Source organism: Pistricoccus aurantiacus, from assembly GCF_007954585.1.
GTDB lineage: Bacteria > Pseudomonadota > Gammaproteobacteria > Pseudomonadales > Halomonadaceae > Pistricoccus > Pistricoccus aurantiacus.
Genome location: NZ_CP042382.1, coordinates 3713397 through 3734218 on the forward strand (window position 1 = coordinate 3713397; position 20822 = coordinate 3734218).

Genomic DNA, 20822 nt, shown 5'->3' on the forward strand with positions numbered 1-20822 from the left:
GCTTTCGCCTCATGCCGGAATGCCGTGATGCTCGGCCAGAGCTTGGCGGTAACGCGCGTAGACGACGTCGTAGGCCTCGACGCTGTCAGGATTCGGCTCCGCCAGGGAGTCTTCGTCGAGATGCACCAGACGCTCGCAGAGTGACTCGAGAGACGCCGAATGACGATGGCACCAGGCCGCCTGAAGGGCGGCTCCCAGCGCGGCGGCGTCGGTGACCTGCGGACAGATCACCGGGGTCGCGGTGATATCGGCGACCATCTGGCGCCACAGCGGGCTTTTCGCTCCGCCGCCGATCAGACGGATCTGACTGGCGCCTTCGGCCAGTCCTCCAAGTAGCTCCAACCCATAGCGCAGGCCGAAGGTGGCGCTCTCGATCACCGCCCGGCACAGGTTGGCCTGGGTGGTATTGCGACCGGTCAGCCCGAGGAAACTGCCCGAGGCCTGAGGCAGCGCCGGCACCCGCTCGCCGTTGAAGAACGGCAGCACGTCCACCCCTTCGGCGCCAATGGGGGTCGCGGCGACCCGTTCGCCGAAGGTCTTCAGATCGAGCCCGAACAGCTCGCGTATCCGGGTGGTGGCGGAAGTCACGTTCATGGTGCAGACCAGCGGCAGCCAGCCGCCTTGGCTGGCACAGAAGTTGGCCACCATGGCGCTGTCGGCAATCACCGGCGCGGGGGAATAGGCGCAGACCGTGCCGGAGGTGCCCAGGCTCAGGGTCACCAGGCCCGGGGCGATATTGCCGGTACCGATGGCGCCCATCATGTTGTCGCCGCCGCCGCTGGAAACCACCACGCCGTCCGTCAGTCCCAGCTCCCGGGCCAGATCGGTACGTACCGTCCCGGCGGGTTCGCGGGATTCGATCAGCTGCGGCAATACCCGCTCCGGGTCCAGCTCCGGCGCAATCTCGGCGAAGACGTCATGACGCCAGCGACGGCTTCTAGTATCAAAGTAGCCGGTGCCGGAAGCGTCGCCGGCCTCGGCGACCCGCTCGCCGGTCAGCCAGAAGTTCAGATAGTCGTGGGGCAACAGCAGGCTGTCGATGCGCCCGTAGGCCTGCGGATGGGTTTCGCGCAGCCAGGCGATCTTCGAGGCGGTATAGCCGGTCTGCAGTACCAGACCCAGCTTGTCGAGACAGCCCGCCTCGCCACCGAGACGCTGGATCAAGGCGGTGTTGTGGGCTGCCGTTTCGATATCGCACCATAGCTTGGCCGGATGCACCGGCTCGCCCCGGGCGTCGATGGCCACCATGCCGTGCTGCTGCCCGGAGATACCGATGGCGCGAACCCGCCGGGCATCGATGCCGGCATTGGCCACGGCATCAAAGAAGGCGCCGCGAAAGGCGGCAAGCCAATCCGCGGGAGACTGTTCCCGGCGACCGTTGTCGCCCTCGATCAGCGCATGGGGGCGGCTGGCCTCTCCGAGGATTTGCTCGCTTTCGACATCGACCACCACGACCTTGGTGCTCTGGGTGCCGCAGTCCACGCCGATGTACATCATGAGCTCCTTCGTTCGAACAGCGCCTCCAGCGTAGCGCGTGCGCCGTCGCGATGCAGGCGCTCCAAGGCGTCGAGGTAGGCGTCGCGAAAACGTGGATTGTCACCCAGATCACCGAACAGCTCGCGGTTATCGATAAAGGCGGTGGGCTGCCGACGATTTTGCGCCGCGATCGCCATCAGCTGATGCTTGAGGCGATCCACCACCTCGATGGGCCCGCCCTGCTCGTCGACGCCTTCGGCATAGCGTGCCCAGCTTGCTACCACCGCGGCGGAGCGGGCTATCTCGCCGTCCTGGGCCAACTGCTCGCGGATCACCGGCACCAGCCATTTGGGAATGCGATCCGAGCTCTCGGCGCATAGCCGGGCCAGGGTGTCCTTGATCTGCGAGTTGGCGAAACGCTCGATCAGGGTGTGACGATAGGCGTCCAGGTCCACCTCCGGTACCGGGGCCAGGGTCGGGGTGGCTTCATGGGTCATGTAGCCGAGCAGGAAGTCGACGAACAGCGGGTCCCGGCACACCTCATGGGCATAGCGATAGCCGGCCAGGTAGCCGAAATAACACAGCGCCTGGTGACTGGCGTTGAGCAGCCGCAGCTTCATCAGCTCGTAGGGCTCGACATCCTCGACCACCTGCACGCCGACCGCCTCGAAGGCGGGCCGACCGTCGACGAAACGGTCTTCCAGCACCCACTGGGTGAAGGGTTCGCAGACCACCGGCCAGGCGTCCTCGAGATCGAAACGCTGGGCGACTTCCTTGATATCCGCCGGTGTCGTCATCGGAGTGATCCGGTCGACCATGGAATTGGGAAACGGCACCTCCGTCTCGACCCAGGCTCCCAGTTCGCTGTCACGGCGTCGAGCGAAAGCGGTGAACATCTTGCGAGCGACATGGCCATTGCCCTGGATGTTGTCGCAGGACATCACGGTGAAGGGCACGATGCCCCGCTCGCGGCGTCGTGCCAGAGCCTCGACGACCAGACCGAAGCTCGTCTTCGGCGCGTGGAGATGGGCCAGGTCGTGCTGCACGTCGGGATTGCCGAGGTCGAACTCGCCGCTCACCGGATGGAAGTTGTAGCCGCCCTCGGTGACCGTCAACGAGACGATGCGGATGGCCGGATCGGCCATGGCCTCGATGACCGCTTCCGTGTCGTCCGGAGCAAAAAGATAATCGATCAGGCAGCCAATGATCCGGGCGTCGTAATGACCGTCGGGATGCTTCACCACCAGGGTATAGAGATGATCCTGAGCGGCGAGTATTTCCTGCATGCGCCGATCGCCGGGCATTACCCCGACACCAACGATGCCCCAGTCCAGCGCTTGGCCGTGGTTCATCAGTTCATCCAGATACAGGGCCTGATGGGCGCGGTGAAAGCCCCCGACCCCGATATGAACGATGCCCGGAGTGACTTGACGGCGATCGTAGGCCGGGACGCTCACGCTGGCGTCCAGCCTAGACAGATTGGCATCGTTGAGAGACGTCATGGGGAAACTCCTGGCAAAAGCGGTGAATGGTGATCGATCGAAGGAGATTTCAGAGATCCTTAGTGCCAGAGGGTGTCCGGCAGCCTGGACATCGTCTTGACCAGGCGCGCGTTGAGCATGTCCTTGTGACGAGCTCGTTCGATGGCGCCCGAATAATCCTGACCCATGCCGAGCCAGCGCTGGATGAGTCGTGCCTCGAGCACCTCGTCGGATACCTCGAGCAAAAGCGTCATGTCGAACAGTCCGTGCAATGCCGTCCAGGGCGCCTGATTCAGCAGCAGGTAGTTGCCCTCGACGATGACGATGCGATGCTCGAGGGTGATCAATCGGCCCCCGGCCCGGGCCAGATCGAGAGGACGGTCGAATACCGGCACGGCGACGGCCTTGTCCGCACGCCGGATACGCACCAGATCCTGATGCAAGCCATCCACGTCGAAGGTCTCCGGCGCCCCCTTGATGGGCACCAATCCATGGGGCTCGAGCACGGCGTTGTCGAAATGATAGCCGTCCATCGGAACCACCGCGGCGATGCCCGCCTGACGCTCGTTGAGTTCGCGGCTCAGCCATTCCGAGAGAAAGGACTTGCCGGCGGCAGGCGGCCCGGCCAGCGCCACGATGAAGCGCTGGAGATCCTGTGCCGCCTCGAGCAGACGGCTCGCCATGTCGTGAATAGTCGGCGTCATTTCTCAACTCATCCAGTTGCCGCCATCGACGTTCAGGGTCTGGGCGACGACGTAATCGCTGTCATTGGAAGCCAAGAAAACCGCTGCTCCAACGTGATCCTCGGGGCGCCCCATGCGACCAAACGGCACCGCCTCGCCCACCAGACGCTTCTTCTCGCCCAGCGGTCGATTCTCGTAGCGGGCGAACAGCGCATCGACCTCCTCCCACATCGGCGTATCGACCACCCCCGGGGCGATGCCGTTGACGTTGATGCGGTGCTTGATCAGATCCAGGCCGCAAGACTGAGTGAGGCTGATCACCGCGGCCTTGCTGGCGCAGTACATGCTCACCAACGGCTCGCCGCGCCGTCCCGCCTGGGACGCCATGTTGATGATCTTGCCCCCCTGGCCGCGCGCGACCATCGCTTGTGCGACGGCCTGCAGGGTGAAGAAGGTGCCCTTGACGTTGACGTTGAACTGCTTGTCATAGCTCTTTTCGGACACCTCCAGCACCGGCGCCATATCGAACACGGCGGCATTGTTGACCAGGATATCGATGCCGCCGAATCGTTGAACGACAGCTTCCACCATGTGCTCGATGGAAACGCGATCACAGACATCGAGACGTATCCCCATCACTCGTTCATCGCCACCACTTTTCTTGCCTCGGAGCTGGCTGAGCGCATCCTCGATGGCGGTTTCATCAATATCGGCGATCACCACTCGGGCGCCTTCGCTGAGGTAGCGCTGGGCAATGGCCAGGCCGATACCGCGCGCCCCGCCGGTGACTATCGCGACCTTCTCGCTGAGTTTCATGATCTCTTCCTGTCTCTTGCCGGCTTCTTCGACGTTTCAATTCTGCGCGACGGGCCTGCGCCCTTCATGCCAGCGCTGTACCAGCGACTCCAGGTCCTGCATGTCTGCCATGATCCCCCAGGCGCCGGCCTGCTGGAGACGCCGGTCGTACCCCGGTTCAATATGGCTGGCACCGGTAAAGCCGATCACCGTCATGCCGGCCGCCTGGGCCGCGGTGACGCCGGAAACGCTGTCCTCGACCACCAGACACTCCGTCGGAGCACAGCCCATGCTGCGGGCCGCCAGCCGATAGACGTCCGGCTCGGGCTTGGGACGTTCGACCTGTTCGGCGGTAAATAGCGGTACCTGGCTGAGCTCGGCATCGAGCCCGGTCGCCTTCAAGGAAACCGCCACGCGCCGACGGCCACTGTTGGAGACGATAGCCAGGGGTATCTCGAGTTTTCGAATGGCCTCCGCGACGCCTTGGATGGCCTCCAGATCGGTGGCCAATCGAGCGTCGATAGCGCGTTCGATGCGCGCCAGGGCGTTGGTAGGCAGGGCATGGGTGCTGCGCCGCGCCAGCTTGTCGAGGATCGCGCCGGTCGTCATGCCGAGAGCCTGGCGCAGTTCATCCTCGGCATGCAGGTCGGGTAGCCAGTCGGCCAGACATTCTTGCAGCACTTTCTCGGCAATGATTTCACTATCGACCAGCACGCCATCGCAATCGAAGATCAGAATTTCCATACCGCTCCCCGGTAAAGTGGTTAATGGCTGGCGACAGCCTTGGGCGACGAACGGTTGTCCTGACGGCAGATATCCGCCAAGTGGTGACGATGCAGGCCGGGCAGCGCCAGGCCGTCGCTGTCGAACAGGTGAGCGCGTCCGGACTCGAAACCGAAGCGCACGCTATCGTGGACCTGAGAAGCGACATCGCCATCGGTGACCAGGATGACGGGGGTCTCGCCCATCTGCACATAGAGCGAGGTTGATCCGCCCAAGCGCTCGATGACCTGCACTTTGCCCTCCAGCGCCCCCTGATCCTCGAGAAACAGGTGCTCGGGTCGCACCCCGAGTTCAAGACGCATGCCTGGATTCAGCTTGCTGCCATCCACCGAAACATGGCACTGGCCGCCACCGGGCAGGCGCACCTCGACTCCCTCGGCACTGGCCTGGATGACCTCGACGTCGATGAAGTTCATCTTCGGCGAACCGATGAAGCCGGCGACGAAGCGGTTGCGCGGATGGTGGTAAAGCTCCATGGGCGAACCCACCTGTTCGACCACCCCGCCCTGCAGCACGACGATCTTGTCCGCCATGGTCATGGCCTCGATCTGATCGTGGGTGACGTAGATCATGGTAGCGTCGAGCTCTTCGTGCAAGCGTGCCAGCTCGATGCGCATCTGCACGCGCAGTGCCGCATCCAGGTTAGAAAGCGGCTCGTCGAACAGGAAGATGCTGGGGTTGCGCACGATGGCTCGGCCGATGGCCACCCGCTGGCGCTGGCCGCCGGAAAGCGCCTTGGGCTTGCGGTCGAGCAATGGCTCGAGCTGAAGAATCTCCACCGCCTCGCGCACCTTGCGTCGACGCTCTTCCTTGGAGACGCCGGCCAGCTTGAGGCTGAAGCCCATGTTGTCCTCGACGGTCATGTGCGGGTAGAGCGCGTAGCTCTGAAACACCATGGCCAGACCGCGCTCCGCGGGCCCCACGTTGTTGATGCGTTGATCGTCGATGAGGATGTCACCGTCCGAAGTGCTTTCCAGGCCGGCGATCATGCGCAGCAGTGTCGACTTGCCGCAGCCGGAAGGCCCGACGAAAACCACGAATTCCTTGTCGTTGACGTCCAGATCGACGCCCTTGATGACGCGGGTATCGTCGAACTGCTTGACGACCTGCTTGAGTTGTAGCGTTGCCATGTTCAACTCCTCGTTCTACTGAACGTTATTTGACGGCGCCGAAGGTCAGGCCGCGCACCATCTGCTTTTGAGTGAGCCAGCCGAATATCAGGATGGGTGCGATGGCCATGGTCGAGGCGGCGGAGAGCTTGGCCCAGAACAAGCCCTCGGGGCTCGAGAACGAGGCGATGTAAGCGGTCAGCGGCGCCGCCTGGGACGAAGTGAGATTGAGACTCCAGAAGGCCTCGTTCCAGGACAGGATGACCGCCAGCAATCCGGTGGAGGCGATGCCCGGCAGGGTCAGCGGCAGCAGCAGATACCAGACTTCCTGGAGGGTGCTGGCGCCGTCCATGCGTCCCGCCTCGAGAATCTCCTTGGGCAGATCCTTGAAGAAGGTGTAGAGCATCCACACCACGATCGGCAGATTCATCAACGTGTAGATGATGATCAGACCGGTGCGGGTGTCGAGCAGTCCTGTGTCGCGGAACAGCAGATAGATCGGTACCAGCACCCCCACCGGCGGCAGCATTTTGGTGGAGAGCATCCACAGCAGCGTGCCCTTGGTCCGTTTGGTCGGCAGGAACGCCATGGAATAGGCGGACGGAATGGCCAGCAGTAACGCCACCAGGGTCGAGCCGAACGCCACCACCACGCTGTTCATGGCGAACTTGAAATAGTCGGCGCGCAGCTGCACCTCGACATAGTTTTCCAGCGTTGGCGTAAAGATAAGGCTAGGGTCGGCAATGGCCTCGGCTTCGGTCTTGAAGCTGGTCACGATCATCCAGAAGATCGGAAAGAAGATCAGGATGGCAACCCCCCAGCCGAGCAGGGCCAACCATAGCCTGCGGCTGGCAAGCTCGCCTATTGACGTTCCCTGGGGAATCGCCTGGGTCTTGGTTTTATGAGCCAGAGGCGCCTGGCTGGTCTTTGCAATCGTCATGATTCGCTCCCCGGCTAGTTTTCCAGATTCTTGGCCACCATGCGGACCAGGAAGATGGCAACGATATTGGCGAGAATGATCGCGACCACCCCGCCGGCGGAAGCCATGCCCACATCGAAGTCGAGCAGGGCGCTGATATAGATGAAGTAGGCCAGATTGGTCGTGGCCAGGCCGGGGCCACCGGAGGTCGTCACGAAGATCTCGGCGAACACGGTCAGCAGGAAGATCATCTCGATCATGATTACCACGCTGATCGCGCGCTTGAGGTGCGGCAGGGTGATGTAGAAGAACACCGCCAGCGGCCCGGCGCCGTCCATGCGTGCCGCCTCGACCTGATCGTCATCCAGGGACTGCAGGGCGGTCAGCAGGATCAGCAGCGCGAAGGGCAGCCACTGCCAGGCGACGATGATGATGATCGAGGTCAGCGGCAGCGACGAGAACCAGTCCACCGCCGGCAGGCCGAACAGTTCGGCGACCCAGGCAAGCACCCCGTTGGCCGGATGCATCATCATGTTCTTCCACACCAGCGCACTGACGGTGGGCATGACAAAGAACGGCGAGATGGCCAGCACCCGGGCAACACCGCGCCCGAAGAATTCCTGCTGGAAAAGTATCGCCAGCAGCGTGCCGCCGATGACGGTAATCGCGAGCACCGACCCCACCAGCACCAGGGTGGTGCCCATGGCCGACCACAGGGCCGGATCGGTGAAGAGATATTCGTAGTTCTCCAGCCCGGCGAAACCGGTCATGTCGGGCATCAAGAGGTTGAAGCGCTGGAAGGAGAACCACAGGGTCATGGCCAGCGGTACGGCCATCCACAGAAACAGCAGGGTAACGGCAGGCGCCTGCAGGGAAAGAGAACGTGTTCCCCCGACGGTGCGCCCGGAAGCTCGTGCTTTGCTCATGGCGTCCACGCAGTAGGTTGGAGTATCGTCCGACCGGGGCAGGCCCCGGCTCGTCTGGGATATCGGCCTGGCGTGGATCTGGCTCACCGGGCCGACAAGGCTATGGGACTACTTGGGCCTGTTACTTGGGATATCCCGCACGCTTCATGGTGCGCTCGGTGGCACGCTGAGCGGAGCTCAGCGCCTGCTCCACCGACATGTCACCGGTCAACGCCGCGGCGATCGTCTGGCCCACCTGAGTGCCGATCGACTGGAACTCGGGAATGCCCACGAACTGGATGCCCACGTAGGGACTGGGCTCCAGGGTCGAATCCGTAGGGTCGGCGCCGCTAATGGCATCGAGCACGAAATCGGAGAACGGTGCGGCTTCCTGGTAGTTCTCGTTCTCGTAGGTGGATTCGCGGGTGCCCGGGGGTACGCTGGTCCAGCCCTCGGTTTCACCGACGAGTTCGATGTAATCCTGGGAAGTCGCCTAGGTAATGAAGGTCTCGGCGGCATCCTTAGCGTCGGAGGTCACGGGAATCGCCAGTGCCCAGGACCACAGCCAGTGCGAACCCTTGGGGGTTTCGGCGACCGGGGCAGGCGCGAAGCCCAGCTGGTCGGCGACGTCGGACTCGTCGGGGTCGTAGAGCTTGCCGGCGGCGGAGGTAGCGTCGACCCACATGCCGCAATTACCGCGGGAGAACAGCGCCAGGTTCTCGTTGAAGCCGTTGGAGCTGGCGCCCGGGGGGCCGTAGTTGCCGAGCAGGTCGACGTAGAATGACACGGCGTTCTGCCAGGCCTGGGAATCGAGCTGAGGATTCCAGTCCATATCGAACCAGCGCCCGCCATAGGTGTTCACCAGGGTCGAGACAAACGCCATGTTTTCGCCCCAGCCCGGCTTGCCACGCAGACAGATACCGTAGACGTCGTTCTGCGGATCGTGAATCTGACTGGCCCAATCATGCACTTCCTGCCAGGTCGGCTGCTCGCTCATCTCGATGCCGGCCTTTTCGAACAGCGCCTTGTTGTAGTACGTCATCGAGCTTTCGGCATAGAACGGCAGGGCGTAAAGAGTACCGTCGTAGCTCAGGCCATCGCGAACCGGCGTGATCAAATCGTCGGCCTGATAATCCTCGGGGAGATCCGCAAGCGGCGTCAGCCAGCCACGCTCGGCCCAGATCGGCACTTCGTAGGTACCGATGGTCATGACATCGAATTGACCACCCTGGGTAGCGATGTCGGTGGTCATGCGCTGGCGCAGCACGTTCTCCTCGAGAACGACCCAGTCCAGAGTGATGTCCGGGTAAGCCTTTTCGAACGCGTCGGTCAGACGCTGCATGATGACCATGTCGTTGTTGTTGACCGTGGCCACGGTGATGGTTTCCGCATTGGCGGCGAAAGCCACTAGAAACGAGGTTCCCGCAAACGGAATGGCGTGACGTAAACGCATGACTGACTCCTTGGAGGAGATTGCTGGATTTGTTTTTGATCAATCTACTCAACGATAATTCAAATGATCGGACAGAAATCTAAAAAAAGCAAAACTCACCCTATTAGACATTAGGCCAATTTATTAGCGACTGCAGGATTTGACGATATATCGTGCAGCGCTCTCGTCGGTGACCAACCCGTTGAGCCAGCCCCCCTGTAGCGCCGCCAGGATGGCAGGGCCCTTGTCGTGGCCGCCGGCCAGGGCCACCAGCGACTGATTACCCAGTGCCTCCAGAGGAAGGCTGGTGACCCGCCGAGTGATGGAGCAGTCGATCACCTTCCCAGCCTGATTCATCGGCCACCCCAGCAACTCCCCAACAGCGTCGAGCGCCAGCAATTCCTCGAGCTCCGTCTCGCTGATGAAGTGATCCTGGAACAGGGTGGCCCGGCGATCGATGCGCCCTATTCCGATGAACGCCGCCTCGGCCTGCCTGGCCACTTCGGCGACGGCCTGGAACAGGCGTTGGGCCTGCAGCGCCTGCTTCTCGTCCACCGAGCCAGCTACCACCGGCGCCGGCAACAGGAAGCGCTCGGCACCGGTCTTGTCCGCCAGCACCATGACCCCGTCATAGCGATTCGAGGAACCGTCCCGTGCCACGTTGCCGACCAGGGACACGAAACGATGCTGGGGCCGGTCGACACGACTCAGCGCTTCCACCATGGCGCGTATCGCACGCCCGGTGCCCAGGGACAGGGTCAGCGGCTCGGTGCGATCCAGATAGCGGGAGAGTCGTTCGGCCCCAGCCACCGCCAGATAATGCACATCCCCGCCGCCAGCATCGGGATCGGCGGGCACCACGTCGCAGAAGTCCAGTCCGAAACGCTGGACGATGGCCTCCGACATCACCATGCAATTGGCCAGCGGATGATCGATGTGCACCTTCACCAACCCTTCCTGGCGCGCCAGGGCCAGCAGGCGCTGCACGCCAGGGCGCGAGACGCCGAGCTGGCCGGCGATCTCGTCCTGGGTACGCCCTCCCACATAGGAAAGCCAAGCCGCACGGGCGGCCTGGTCCAGTTTCCGTTCGTACTTGTCCACGCGATTCGATCACTCCAGATTCTGCGATTCAGCCAAGTTCATGAAGAATGCAAGACAGCCAGTCATCGAAGAGGCGCCGTGTCCGCCACGCTGGCAGAAACGGCGCCGTATCGATTGTCAGCCGGCGAAGGCGACATAGATGGCGATCACCAGCACCACCAGGACGATACCCGCGGGTATCGCGCCCCGCCAGGGGGTCAGATCCACCGCGCCGCTGTCTTCCTGAACCCAGGGGGTTTCCCGGGGACGCAGCTTGCCGATCACCAGCATCATTGCCACCAGCAGCAGGAAGACCGCCGCCACGAAATGGAACTCGTGCATGATCGCCGGCAGCTGATCGAAAGGCGGTACGAAATAACCCGCGGCGATCATCAGGCAGCCACCGACCAGGGCGATCCTGGCCGCCATGGGCGGCACCCGCCGGGTCAGCAAGCCGACGATGACCACCGCCAGAATGGGGATGAAATAGATGGCGTTCATCTTCTGCAGGTAGCCGAACAGGCTTTCCTGGCCCGCCAGCAGCGGCGCGATGACCATGGCGGCGATGGCCATGATCCAGCCGAAGACCTTGCTCGACTTCACCACCTGCTCCTCGCTGGCGTCCTTGTTCAGCACCGCCTTGTAGAGCCCCAGGCTGAACAGGGTGGTGGTGGAGTTCAGCGCCGAGTTGAAGGAGGACAGGATGGCGCCGACCATCACCGCGGCAAAGAAACCGGTCAGCGGCGCGGGCAGCACGTTGAACACCAGATGGCCATAGGCCTCGTCCGCCTTGACGCCCTGATCCGCGTAGAGGTGATAGGCGATGATGCCCGGCAATACCAGATACAGGGGGCCGAGCAATTTGAAGAAACCGGTGAGCAGCACGCCCTTCTGACCTTCCGCCAGATTCTTGGCGGCGAAGGTCCGCTGAATGATCTGCTGGTTGGTGGTCCAGTAGAAGAGATTGATCAGGAAGACCCCGGTGAACAGGGTGAAGAACGGCACCTGCTGCTCGCTGCCGCCAATGGAGTCGAGTTTCTCCGGATTGGTCTCCTTGAGGATGCTCCAGCCCTCCATGACGCCGCCGCTGTCGCTCACCGCCTGAAGACCGAAGTAGACGATCACGAAGCCGCCGATCAGCAGGCCCACGCCGTTCAGGGTATCGGACACCACCACGGTGCGCAGCCCGCCGAACAGCGCGTAGAGAGAACCGATGATGCCGACGACCCATACCGTCAGCCACAGCAGCACGGTGTCGGACCGAATGCCGGTCAGATCGTGAAGATCGAGCATGCCCTGCAGTCCCACGGCGCCGGAGTAGAGAATGATCGGCAGCAGGATGGCCGCGTAGGCCACCAGGAAGATCACGTTGGTAATCAGTTGGGTGCCCTTGTCGAAACGAATCTCCAGCAGTTGAGGCACGGTAGCGATGCCACTTTTCAGAAAGCGCGGCAGGAAGAACAGCGCCAGGGCCACCAGGGCGATGACCGCCACCACCTCCCAAGCCATGACGCTCAGGCCGTCGCTGAAGGCCGCGCCGTTGAGGCCCACCATCTGCTCCGTGGAGAGATTAGTCATCAGCAAGGAGCCGGCGATCAGAGGAAAGGTCAGGCTGCGTCCGGCGAGGAAGAAACCGCTGGCGGTACCGTGATCGTCGCGACGGGTAATTCGCCAGGTAATGAAGGCGACCAGCCCCGTGAAGAAAAGAAAGGACAGCAGCGTGATGGCATGCATCGTTTCACTCCTTGTTGTTAAAATTCTTAGTTGAAATGCTTAGCTGAAACGCTTGGTTGAAATGCCTATCCCTGTGATGCGAGGGCCGGTTTCGCCTGGCTTTGACATGATTTTGAAATAGAATTGGCGATACGATCAGACTACACAACCTGCTTTGACAAGCGGACGTTCAACAAGCGAAATTCAGACAATGCGCGATACCCCTTCCTGCATTCTCGTCATGGGCGTTTCCGGCTCCGGTAAATCCCATATCGGCAAGCTGCTCGCCAAGACCCTCGGAATGCGCTATATCGATGCGGACGATCACCATGGACCTGAAAACATCGCCAAGATGGCTCGAGGTGAGCCCCTTGACGACGACGATCGTCGCGAGTGGCTCATCACCCTGGCGGACCTCTATTCGCATCACCAGCGCGAGGCCAAGAGCCTGGTCATCAGCTGCTCCGCCTTGAAGCGCGACTATCGCGACCGGCTGCGCCAGGCGGCCCCGCAGCTCAAGATTCTCTACCTGCACGGCTCCCGGGAACTGCTGCTCAAACGGCTGGGCAACCGGCGGGCACATTTCTTTGCCGGCGAACATATGTTGAATAGCCAGCTGGCAACCCTGGAGCCGCCGGATGAAACGGAAGCCTTTCGCTGTGACATCCGCCTGACGCCCCGGGAGATCGTTGCCGCCTTTTCCCGTCATCTAGCGTCTTGTTGACGCTTCCCCGCAGCGCCTCTGTCACGCTACACCAGCCACATGGCCAGATTCGGCCAGAACAGCAAGGCAAACAGCACCACCAGCTGAATGGCGATAAACGGCAACAGCGAGACGAAGATATCCTTGAGGCTGATGTTCGGCGGCGCCACCCCCTTCAGGTAGAAAGCCGCCGGGCCAAAAGGCGGTGACAGGAACGACACCTGCATGTTCACCGCGAAGAGGATGCCGAACCAGATGGGGCTGTAGCCGAGCTGTTCGACGATGGGCACGAAGATCGGCAGCGTCAGCATGGCCACACCGATCCAGTCGAGGAACATGCCCAGCACCAGCAGAATCGCCATCATCACCAGGATGACCACGATCGGGGCCACGTCCAATCCCATGATCAGGCTCGAGATGAAGCGGTTGCCGCCCATCAGGTTGTAGACCCCGACCAGTGCCGCGGCGCCAATCCCGATCCAGATGATCATGCCGCAGGTGGTCAAGGTCTGGCTCAGGCTTTCATGCAGGGTCTTGAAGGAAAATTCGCCGCGACCGATGACCGCCAGCAGCACGCCGAAGACTCCCATCGCCGCCGCTTCGGTGACCGAGGCCACACCGCCGTAGATGGAGCCCAGCACCAGGCCGGCGATCAGCCCCGGCACGATGATCGCCTTGAACGCCTGCCCTTTGCTGGCGAACCCCTCCTCGCGGTCCGCCGCGCTCATGGGCGGACCCATCGCGGGATTCTTGAGACAGCGAATCAGTACATAGCCGATGTAGGACATCATCAGGATCATCGCCGGGGTGATGGCGGCGGTGAACAGATCGGCGATGGACTCGCTGGCGATCAGCCCGTAGATGATCAGCACGATGGAAGGCGGCATCATGGTGCCCAGGGAGCCGCCGGCGCAGACCACGCCGATGGATAGATACTTGTCGTAGCCCAGGCGCAGCATCTGAGGCAAGGCGATGATGCCGAGCAGGACGATCTCGCCGCCGATGATGCCGGACAGCGCCGCCAGGAAGAACGCCACCACCACGGTCTGGATAGCCACCCCGCCGGGCAGGCGACCGGCAAACACCCGCATGGCGTTGAACAGGTCCTTGGCGATGCCGGAGCGATCCAGCAGCGAGGCCATCAGCACGAACATCGGCACCGCTACCAGGGAATACTCGGTGACGAAGCCGTAGACGCGACTGGTCACCAAGGGCAGCGCGTTGGGCCCGAACCAGCCGAAGGTGAACGCCAGCGCCACCAGACCGGTCACGAACGCCAGGGGAAGTCCGGTCACCAGCAGCGCGAAAATCGCTCCCACCAGCAGCAGCGTGCCGTCCGCGATCTCCATCAGGCGGCTCCTTCATCGGTGGGTTCCGGCGCCGGCTTGCCTCTCAGCGACTGGATCAGGTGAATGAACGCCTGAACGCACATGATCATCAGCGCCAGCATGATCATGCCCTTGACCAGGGCCGGAAACGGCGGATTCCAGGAAGTGCCGGAACGCTCGAGCTGCCATTCGCCGAGGGGGTTGTGGGAGGCATCCCAGAACATCACATAGGCGGCGTAGCTCATTCCCACGCAGAACAGAAAGGTCACCAGATCGTTGAAGCGATCGAGCCACCGCTTGAATCCCGGACCCACCGTATCGTAGAGGATGCGCACGCGAATATGCCGATTGCTGGCCAGCGCCGCCGGGCCTCCCAGGGCGAAGCTGATCGCCACCAGCATGACCACGCTTTCGTGAACCCAGGAGGTCGGCGAATCGAAACCGTAGCGCATGACGACCTCGAAAACGCTGATCGCCATGGCGACAAAGATCAGCCAGGCGGCGCCTCGGGCGCACCACACCACGCCCTTATCGAAAGCGCTTCTGACCGGATCCGGCTGAGAGACAGCCTCTTGAGGTTGCTTGTAATCGTCGCTGTGAGGGGGTTGAGGCGACATGACCAATCCTCTGACTGGCAACAGAAAAAGACGCCGGCGCATGATCGTCCGGCGCCAGAAGATGTCTTTTTACATCAGATTGTTTTCTTTCAGATAAGCGGTCACCGAATCATAGACTTTCTGGGTCATGTCGTTCTTCTTGGCCCAGATCGCCCACTCCTCTTCGGCGATATTGCGGAACTTGGCACGCTCCTCGTCGGACATGTCGATGATTTCGATATCCGGGTCCTGGCGTACCTTCTCCACGGCTTCCTGATCCAGTTCCTTGAGGGTGGCAACCATCTCGTCGGCCATGTCATCGACACTTTTTTCAAGCATGCTCTGCAGATCCTCCGGCAGGCTGTCCCAAATATCCTTGTTGAGGGAGACCGCGACCATGGGCAGCGAATGGAAGCCGGGATAGTTGGGATAAGGCGCGAACTTGTAGAGGCCCTGCTCGTAGTTGGTGGCGAACACCGTATAGTCCGCGGCGTCGATCACGCCTTTTTCCAGAGCGGTGTAGACCTCGGAACCCGGCAGGTTCACCGGTGTGGCGCCGGCCTTCTCGAAGATGTTGTAGACCATGCCTTCCGGGGCGCGCAGCTTGAGTCCCTTGAGGTCATCGACGGTACGGATTGGACGCTTGGAGGGCAGCGCCTCGAGACCGGTGGCCGCGGCGCCGATCAGATGCAGGCCATAGGGCTCGACGAGCTCGTTGTAAAGCTCCTCACCGCCGGCATTGCGCATGTAGTCGAGGAATTCGTTGGGGTCGCCCCAGGCGCCCACCAGATTGCCCAGCATGCCGAAGGCCGGATCCTGGCCGGTAAAGTAGCTGGGGTCGGTGAGATGGCCCTGCAGAATACCGGAACTGACCGCCTGCAGCGTCTGATTGGCCTGAACCACCGCGTTGACCGGCAGGATTTCGATCTGGATGCGACCGTCGGACTGCTTCTCGACTTCTTCCGCCCAGGCTTTCTTGACCTCGAACTGCGGTTCGCCGGCGGTTTCCGAGGTCTGGAAGGTCCACTCGTACTCCGCAGCCTGGGCGCTCCAGGCCAGGGTACCGAGAATCGCGGCGGTCAGTAGCTTGAAGGAAATGGGTGCTGGCATGGTCGGATGTCCCTGGTTTGTTGTTGAAGGTCGAACGGACTCGACGCTGCGTGTTCCACGCTTATGTGCAAGTCGAGTACTGCCTACGGCGCAGCGTAGACTAACGGCGAGCGCAGCGCTTTTCAATTTCGCCGGGTGCCCAATTCGACCGATGTTTGACGAACGTCAAATGACAAGAAAAAAGAGCCGCATCTTTCCTGGCATGCGGCTTCTGACTATAACGAAAGAAACGATATGACGGATACGCTCCTCACCGTTCCCGATAGATGGTTTTATCGATTCTTCGTCGCCTGCATGGCCAGGGCGGTATCCAGCATGCGGTTGGAAAATCCCCATTCGTTGTCGTACCAGGTCATGATCTTCACCAGACGACCGTTCACTCGGGTGTGATTGGTATCGAAGATGGCGGAATTGGGATTGTGATTGAAATCCACGGACACCAGGGGCAAGGCGTTGATCGCCAGCACCGGTGATGTCTCCGCCGCCCGCTCCATGATGGCGTTGATCTCTTCCTTGCTGGTCTCGCGTCCGGCGGTAAAGGTAAGGTCCACCAGAGAAACGTTGATCACCGGCACACGCACCGCCAGGCCGTCGAACTTGCCCTCCAGCTCCGGCAATACGCGGCTCACCGCGGCGGCGGCGCCGGTCTTGGTGGGAATCATCGAATGAGTGGCGCTGCGCGCTCGGTAGGGATCCTTGTGGTAGACGTCGGAAAGCGTCTGATCGTTGGTATAGGCATGCATGGTGGTCATCAAACCATTTTCAATACCCACGGCATCGTTGAGCACCTTGGCGACCGGAGCGAGACAGTTGGTGGTGCAGGAAGCGTTCGAGACGATCTTGTGCTCCGCGGTCAGCACGCCCTCGTTGACGCCATAGACCACGGTGGCATCCGCGTCCGGGCTCGGGGCGGAAATCAGGACGCGCTCGGCACCGGCTTCCAGATGACGCGCCGCCTCCGCCCGCTTCTTGAAGAGCCCGGTGCACTCCATCACCAGGTCCACGTTCAGGCGCTTCCAGGGCAGCTTGCCGGGATCACGCTCGGAAAGGATCTCGATGCGATCGTCACCGACGCTGAGGCTGGTGTCGTCGTGCTGCACCGGTCGGGCAAAGCGACCGTGAGCGGTATCGAACTGCAGCAGATGGGCATTGATGGCGGCATCCCCCAGGTCGTTGATGGCGACCACCTGAACGTGCTCGCGATAGCCACCTTCATAGAGCGCGCGAAGCACGTTGCGTCCGATACGGCCGAAACCGTTGATAGCGATTCTGAGAGTCATGATGCGTACCTCGCGATGCAGTGATGTCTTGAATATCGACCAAACCGAAGGCGAGAGTTTCAATTATTTTTCCAAGATGACACCGGCCTGAAAACAGCGAGCCAACGGTTCGTTTGCCTTTTTCCAATGTGCCGCAAGGCGTCAAAAGTTACAAGTATTTTTAGTAATTTTACTACATACAATAAATTTATTTCCCTGATGATGCGGACAAACTGCATAATAACCGCTATTTTCTTTTTAGGCTGAGCTGACCGAGACTACCTATCCACACAAAGTAAGTAAACTTACCTACATTATTTAAACCAGATATAGCGCCACATCCTGTTGCTTAAGCAAACGGCGTATATTGTCCGGCGGGTTGCGATCAGTGAATAGCGCGCTGATCTGTGAAAGATGGCCTTGGCGTACCACCGGATTGCGCTGAAACTTGGAATAGTCCGCCGCGAGAAAGACTTGCCGCGAGTTGCGAATGATCGCCTGGGCGACTCGAGCTTCCTGATAGTCGAACTCCAGCAGAGAGCCGTCCTCATCGATACCGCTGATACCGATGATGCCGACGTCCACCTTGAACTGATTGATAAAATCGATGGTCGCCTCGCCGATGATCCCGCCATCCCGGGAACGAATCTGACCGCCGGCGATGATCAGCTTGAACTGCTCCTTGTGCTGCAGAATGGCGGCCACGTTGAGGTTATTGGTGATGACCTCCAGGCTGCGATGCTCCAGCAGCGCCTGAGCGATGATCTCATTGGTGGTGCCGATATTGATAAACAGCGACGCATCCTCGGGAATCTGTCTAGCCACCGCGGCAGCGATGCGCTGTTTGGCCTCGAGATTGAGGCTCTTACGCGTGGAGTAGGAAGTGTTGACGGTGCTGGATTCGAGGCTGGCGCCACCGTGAACCCGACGAACGCGATTCTTCTTCGCCAACTGGTTGAGATCGCGGCGGATCGTCTGCGGCGTCACCGCGAAGTGATCCGCCAACTGCTCAATGCTGGTATAGCCCTGGCGGCCGACCATGTCGATGATGCCTTCCCGACGTTGCTGCTGATTCATGAGACTTTTCCGCTTTTCTCGTCGAGTCTTATCCAGCGTCCTTGTCGAGCGCTGTCGAGCCCTCTCTCGAGAAGCCGCATGACCTCGGTCGCCGCCTCCAGGGTGACCGGCGGCGGCGCTCCCTCGATCAGGGTGGCGGCGATACCCGAGTAGTAGGCGCAGTAGTCACCGGGCACTGCTGATACCATGCGGTGCGCCGGCTTATCCTGACCTTCGTCGAGCAGCAGGCTGCCGGGAGACGGATCCTGTCCCCAGCCGGGGAATGGCCTGCGCCCTTCCTTGAGCCAGGCTTCCTGGGGGTCCAGACCGTAAGTGATGTAACTGCCCCGGGTGCCGTTGACGCGAAAGCGCGGCGTCGACTCCGCTATCAGGGTACCGGCGGATAGCGAAACCCGTAGGCGATCGTATGTCAGCAGGGCAAGGAAATCATCGTCCACTTCGGCGCCGTCGCGGGCGCTCATCAGATCCAGCAGAATGCCCCGGGGCATGCCGAACAGCCTCAGTGCCTGATCGAGTAGGTGAGGCCCGAGATCGTACCAGACGCCGCCGCCAGGCTGATGCCGATCCCGCCAGCGGTCGCTGACTTGGGGCCGAAAACGATCGAAACGCGATTCCAGCGTCACGATCCGCCCCAGGGTACCCGCTTCAAGCATGGCCTCGAGGGTCAGAAAATCGCTGTCCCAGCGGCGATTGTGGAACACGCTGAGCAGCCGTTCGGCGGTTCTGGCCTGTGCTTCAAGCCGCCTGGCTTCGGAAAGCGTCAGGGTGAAGGGCTTGTCCACCACCACGTGCTTGCCGGCATCCAGCGCCGCCCTGGCACTGGAAAAATGCGTATCGTTGGGAGTGGCGATCACCACCAGCTCGATATCCGGCCGCGCCAGCAGGTGATCCAGGCGGCGTTCCACCTCGACCTCCGGCAGATCGCCGTGAACCCGCTCCGCCTGGCTGCTGACCACCGCGACAAGTTCGAGCTCGGCGCAGGCCTGGATAAGCGGCGCGTGAAAGGTGCGCCCGGACATGCCGTAGCCCACCAGCGCCGTCTTCATGACCCGGGGCAGGCTTTCCGATTTTTCCTCTGACATGGCGTTATCACTCATTTTGTCTATGCGCGAAATGATACAGTAACCGGCGATAGCAACGTCAAAATGCCTGACCACAAAGACTACCGGGATAACAAGATGACACACCCCAGCCCTCGCAAGATCGCCCAGCGTACGCTTCCCGCGCGCAAACGCATCGCCCTGATCGCTCACGACGACAAGAAGCAGGAAATGCTCGACTGGGCCACCCGCTGGCAATCCACCCTGGCGAAACATGAGTTGGTGGGCACCGGCACCACCGCGGGGCGCATCGCTCGCCACCTCGGCCTCGAGGTGGAGGCGCTGATGAGCGGCCCCCTGGGCGGTGATCAGCAGATCGGCACGCGCATTACCGAGCAGAAACTCGATGTGCTGATCTTCTTCTGGGATCCTTTCTCGCCCCAGCCCCACGATCCGGATATCAAGGCGCTATTGCGTCTGGCCGCCCTGTGGAACATCCCCGTGGCCTGCAACGCGGCAAGCGCGGATTTCATTCTCAGTTCACCCCGACTGAGCGAGGATTACTCGATAGACATCCCGGATACCCAGGACTGGATGGCCCGGCGCAGCGTCTAAGCACAAGCCGCCTTCAGCCAAAAAGAAAGCGCCGACCGGCGGCGCTCTCTTTATGACGCGAATGGATGGGGCGAACTGAAAAGATCGTCTATCAAAGACTGATACGGGTGCCCAGCACGTCCAGAAACGCCGCCAGCCAGGCGGGATGTGCCGGCCAGGCCGGAGCGGTGACCAGGTTGCCGTCGACCTCGACGCCGTCGATGGGGATATCCGCGAACTCACCGCCGGCGAGGGTCACCTCTGGCGCGCAGGCCGGGTAGGCGGACACCCTGCATCCCTTGATCACTTCTGCGGCAGCCAGTACCTGGGCGCCATGACAGACCGCGGCGATGGGCTTCTTCTCGTCCGCGAAGTGACGCACCATCTTGATGACTTCCGGATTCAGGCGTAGATACTCCGGTGCGCGGCCACCGGCGATCACCAGGGCGTCATAGTCTGCTGCCTTGATTTCCGCGAAGGTGGCGTTGAGCACGAAGTTGTGTCCGGGCTTCTCGGTATAGGTCTGGTCGCCTTCGAAGTCATGAATGGCGGTCTTGATGTAGTCGTCCTTTTGCTTGTCCGGGCAGACCGCATCCACCCGGTGCCCTACCATCTGCAAGGCCTGAAAAGGCACCATCACTTCATAGTCTTCGGCGAAATCGCCGACCAGCATCAGAATACGTTTTGCAGCCATGGGATTGATTCCTGTCTTGTTGGTCGATGGGGCCAGGCCCCTGTG

At 61.5% G+C, this 20822-nt stretch carries 19 protein-coding genes and 1 pseudogene; 2 read left to right on the top strand and 18 right to left on the bottom strand.

Annotation, left to right across the window (positions count from 1 at the left end):
• Positions 1–9: 9 nt before the first annotated feature.
• From xylB to FGL86_RS17585, 11 genes and pseudogenes are all read right to left on the bottom strand, one after another.
• On the bottom strand, positions 10–1494 hold the full coding sequence (gene xylB / locus FGL86_RS17535; protein ID WP_147186282.1) for a xylulokinase: 1485 nt from the start codon (positions 1492–1494) through the stop codon (positions 10–12).
• Positions 1494–2978: a mannitol dehydrogenase family protein gene (locus FGL86_RS17540; protein WP_147185964.1), complete on the bottom strand. Its 1485-nt coding sequence runs from the start codon at positions 2976–2978 to the stop codon at positions 1494–1496. Before FGL86_RS17540 ends, xylB begins: the two co-directional genes overlap by 1 nt.
• A gap of 59 nt (positions 2979–3037) precedes the next feature.
• Positions 3038–3661 carry a nucleoside/nucleotide kinase family protein gene (locus FGL86_RS17545; RefSeq protein ID WP_147185965.1) on the bottom strand — a complete coding sequence of 208 codons (624 nt, stop codon included), beginning with the start codon at positions 3659–3661 and terminating at the stop codon, positions 3038–3040.
• Between the two features lie 3 nt (positions 3662–3664).
• Positions 3665–4456 (bottom strand): L-iditol 2-dehydrogenase, encoded by a 792-nt coding sequence (locus FGL86_RS17550; protein ID WP_147185966.1) that lies wholly within the window; start codon positions 4454–4456, stop codon positions 3665–3667.
• A 36-nt stretch (positions 4457–4492) separates the two neighbouring features.
• Positions 4493–5179: an HAD family hydrolase gene (locus FGL86_RS17555; RefSeq protein WP_147185967.1), complete on the bottom strand. Its 687-nt coding sequence runs from the start codon at positions 5177–5179 to the stop codon at positions 4493–4495.
• 20 nt (positions 5180–5199) lie between these two features.
• Positions 5200–6348 (bottom strand): ABC transporter ATP-binding protein, encoded by a 1149-nt coding sequence (locus FGL86_RS17560; protein WP_147185968.1) that lies wholly within the window; start codon positions 6346–6348, stop codon positions 5200–5202.
• Between the two features lie 25 nt (positions 6349–6373).
• A complete protein-coding gene (locus FGL86_RS17565) occupies positions 6374–7267 on the bottom strand; it encodes a carbohydrate ABC transporter permease (protein ID WP_147185969.1) in 894 nt (297 codons plus the stop codon).
• Between the two features lie 14 nt (positions 7268–7281).
• Entirely contained in the window at positions 7282–8172 is an 891-nt protein-coding gene (locus FGL86_RS17570; RefSeq protein WP_147185970.1) for a carbohydrate ABC transporter permease, read from the bottom strand.
• Between the two features lie 121 nt (positions 8173–8293).
• Positions 8294–9604, bottom strand: a pseudogene (locus FGL86_RS17575) (ABC transporter substrate-binding protein).
• Between the two features lie 123 nt (positions 9605–9727).
• Positions 9728–10684: a sugar-binding transcriptional regulator gene (locus tag FGL86_RS17580; RefSeq protein WP_147185971.1), complete on the bottom strand. Its 957-nt coding sequence runs from the start codon at positions 10682–10684 to the stop codon at positions 9728–9730.
• Between the two features lie 117 nt (positions 10685–10801).
• The gene (locus FGL86_RS17585) at positions 10802–12397 is read right to left on the bottom strand and encodes a solute:sodium symporter family transporter (protein ID WP_147185972.1); all 1596 of its coding nucleotides are present in this window, start codon (positions 12395–12397) and stop codon (positions 10802–10804) included.
• 190 nt (positions 12398–12587) lie between these two features.
• Between FGL86_RS17585 and FGL86_RS17590 the strand changes: the two genes are divergently transcribed.
• Entirely contained in the window at positions 12588–13100 is a 513-nt protein-coding gene (locus FGL86_RS17590; RefSeq protein ID WP_147185973.1) for a gluconokinase, read from the top strand.
• Between the two features lie 26 nt (positions 13101–13126).
• On the opposite strand, the gene FGL86_RS17595 is transcribed toward FGL86_RS17590, so the two are convergent.
• The 6 genes from FGL86_RS17595 to FGL86_RS17620 all read right to left on the bottom strand — a co-directional run bounded on the left by FGL86_RS17595 (position 13127) and on the right by FGL86_RS17620 (position 19531).
• A complete protein-coding gene (locus FGL86_RS17595; protein ID WP_147185974.1) occupies positions 13127–14428 on the bottom strand; it encodes a TRAP transporter large permease in 1302 nt (433 codons plus the stop codon).
• Positions 14428–15024 (bottom strand): TRAP transporter small permease subunit, encoded by a 597-nt coding sequence (locus tag FGL86_RS17600; RefSeq protein WP_147185975.1) that lies wholly within the window; start codon positions 15022–15024, stop codon positions 14428–14430. Before FGL86_RS17600 ends, FGL86_RS17595 begins: the two co-directional genes overlap by 1 nt.
• 69 nt (positions 15025–15093) lie before the next feature.
• Positions 15094–16113 carry a TRAP transporter substrate-binding protein gene (locus FGL86_RS17605; RefSeq protein ID WP_147185976.1) on the bottom strand — a complete coding sequence of 340 codons (1020 nt, stop codon included), beginning with the start codon at positions 16111–16113 and terminating at the stop codon, positions 15094–15096.
• Positions 16114–16385: 272 nt separating this feature from the next.
• The gene (gap, locus tag FGL86_RS17610) at positions 16386–17393 is read right to left on the bottom strand and encodes a type I glyceraldehyde-3-phosphate dehydrogenase (protein ID WP_147185977.1); all 1008 of its coding nucleotides are present in this window, start codon (positions 17391–17393) and stop codon (positions 16386–16388) included.
• Between the two features lie 297 nt (positions 17394–17690).
• Complete coding sequence (locus FGL86_RS17615) at positions 17691–18449, bottom strand: DeoR/GlpR family transcriptional regulator (RefSeq protein WP_147185978.1); 759 nt, start codon at positions 18447–18449, stop codon at positions 17691–17693.
• Positions 18446–19531, bottom strand: coding sequence for an oxidoreductase (locus tag FGL86_RS17620; RefSeq protein WP_246131685.1), 1086 nt, complete (start codon positions 19529–19531; stop codon positions 18446–18448). Before FGL86_RS17620 ends, FGL86_RS17615 begins: the two co-directional genes overlap by 4 nt.
• A gap of 96 nt (positions 19532–19627) precedes the next feature.
• On the opposite strand from FGL86_RS17620, the gene FGL86_RS17625 reads away from it, so the two are divergent.
• A complete protein-coding gene (locus FGL86_RS17625; RefSeq protein ID WP_147185979.1) occupies positions 19628–20104 on the top strand; it encodes a methylglyoxal synthase in 477 nt (158 codons plus the stop codon).
• Between the two features lie 91 nt (positions 20105–20195).
• Here FGL86_RS17625 and FGL86_RS17630 read toward each other — a convergent pair whose 3' ends face one another.
• Entirely contained in the window at positions 20196–20777 is a 582-nt protein-coding gene (locus FGL86_RS17630; RefSeq protein ID WP_147185980.1) for a DJ-1/PfpI family protein, read from the bottom strand.
• Positions 20778–20822: the final 45 nt, after the last annotated feature.

Excerpts from the sequence above, each read along its gene's own strand:
- xylB (WP_147186282.1), bottom strand. The coding sequence starts at position 1,494 with ATGTACATCGGCGTGGACTGCGGCACCCAGAGCACCAAGGTCGTGGTG.
- FGL86_RS17540 (WP_147185964.1), bottom strand. The coding sequence starts at position 2,978 with ATGACGTCTCTCAACGATGCCAATCTGTCTAGGCTGGACGCCAGCGTG.
- FGL86_RS17545 (WP_147185965.1), bottom strand. The coding sequence starts at position 3,661 with ATGACGCCGACTATTCACGACATGGCGAGCCGTCTGCTCGAGGCGGCA.
- FGL86_RS17550 (WP_147185966.1), bottom strand. The coding sequence starts at position 4,456 with ATGAAACTCAGCGAGAAGGTCGCGATAGTCACCGGCGGGGCGCGCGGT.
- FGL86_RS17555 (WP_147185967.1), bottom strand. The coding sequence starts at position 5,179 with ATGGAAATTCTGATCTTCGATTGCGATGGCGTGCTGGTCGATAGTGAA.
- FGL86_RS17560 (WP_147185968.1), bottom strand. The coding sequence starts at position 6,348 with ATGGCAACGCTACAACTCAAGCAGGTCGTCAAGCAGTTCGACGATACC.
- FGL86_RS17565 (WP_147185969.1), bottom strand. The coding sequence starts at position 7,267 with ATGACGATTGCAAAGACCAGCCAGGCGCCTCTGGCTCATAAAACCAAG.
- FGL86_RS17570 (WP_147185970.1), bottom strand. The coding sequence starts at position 8,172 with ATGAGCAAAGCACGAGCTTCCGGGCGCACCGTCGGGGGAACACGTTCT.
- FGL86_RS17585 (WP_147185972.1), bottom strand. The coding sequence starts at position 12,397 with ATGCATGCCATCACGCTGCTGTCCTTTCTTTTCTTCACGGGGCTGGTC.
- FGL86_RS17590 (WP_147185973.1), top strand. The coding sequence starts at position 12,588 with ATGCGCGATACCCCTTCCTGCATTCTCGTCATGGGCGTTTCCGGCTCC.
- FGL86_RS17595 (WP_147185974.1), bottom strand. The coding sequence starts at position 14,428 with ATGGAGATCGCGGACGGCACGCTGCTGCTGGTGGGAGCGATTTTCGCG.
- FGL86_RS17600 (WP_147185975.1), bottom strand. The coding sequence starts at position 15,024 with ATGTCGCCTCAACCCCCTCACAGCGACGATTACAAGCAACCTCAAGAG.
- FGL86_RS17605 (WP_147185976.1), bottom strand. The coding sequence starts at position 16,113 with ATGCCAGCACCCATTTCCTTCAAGCTACTGACCGCCGCGATTCTCGGT.
- gap (WP_147185977.1), bottom strand. The coding sequence starts at position 17,393 with ATGACTCTCAGAATCGCTATCAACGGTTTCGGCCGTATCGGACGCAAC.
- FGL86_RS17615 (WP_147185978.1), bottom strand. The coding sequence starts at position 18,449 with ATGAATCAGCAGCAACGTCGGGAAGGCATCATCGACATGGTCGGCCGC.
- FGL86_RS17620 (WP_246131685.1), bottom strand. The coding sequence starts at position 19,531 with ATGTCAGAGGAAAAATCGGAAAGCCTGCCCCGGGTCATGAAGACGGCG.
- FGL86_RS17625 (WP_147185979.1), top strand. The coding sequence starts at position 19,628 with ATGACACACCCCAGCCCTCGCAAGATCGCCCAGCGTACGCTTCCCGCG.
- FGL86_RS17630 (WP_147185980.1), bottom strand. The coding sequence starts at position 20,777 with ATGGCTGCAAAACGTATTCTGATGCTGGTCGGCGATTTCGCCGAAGAC.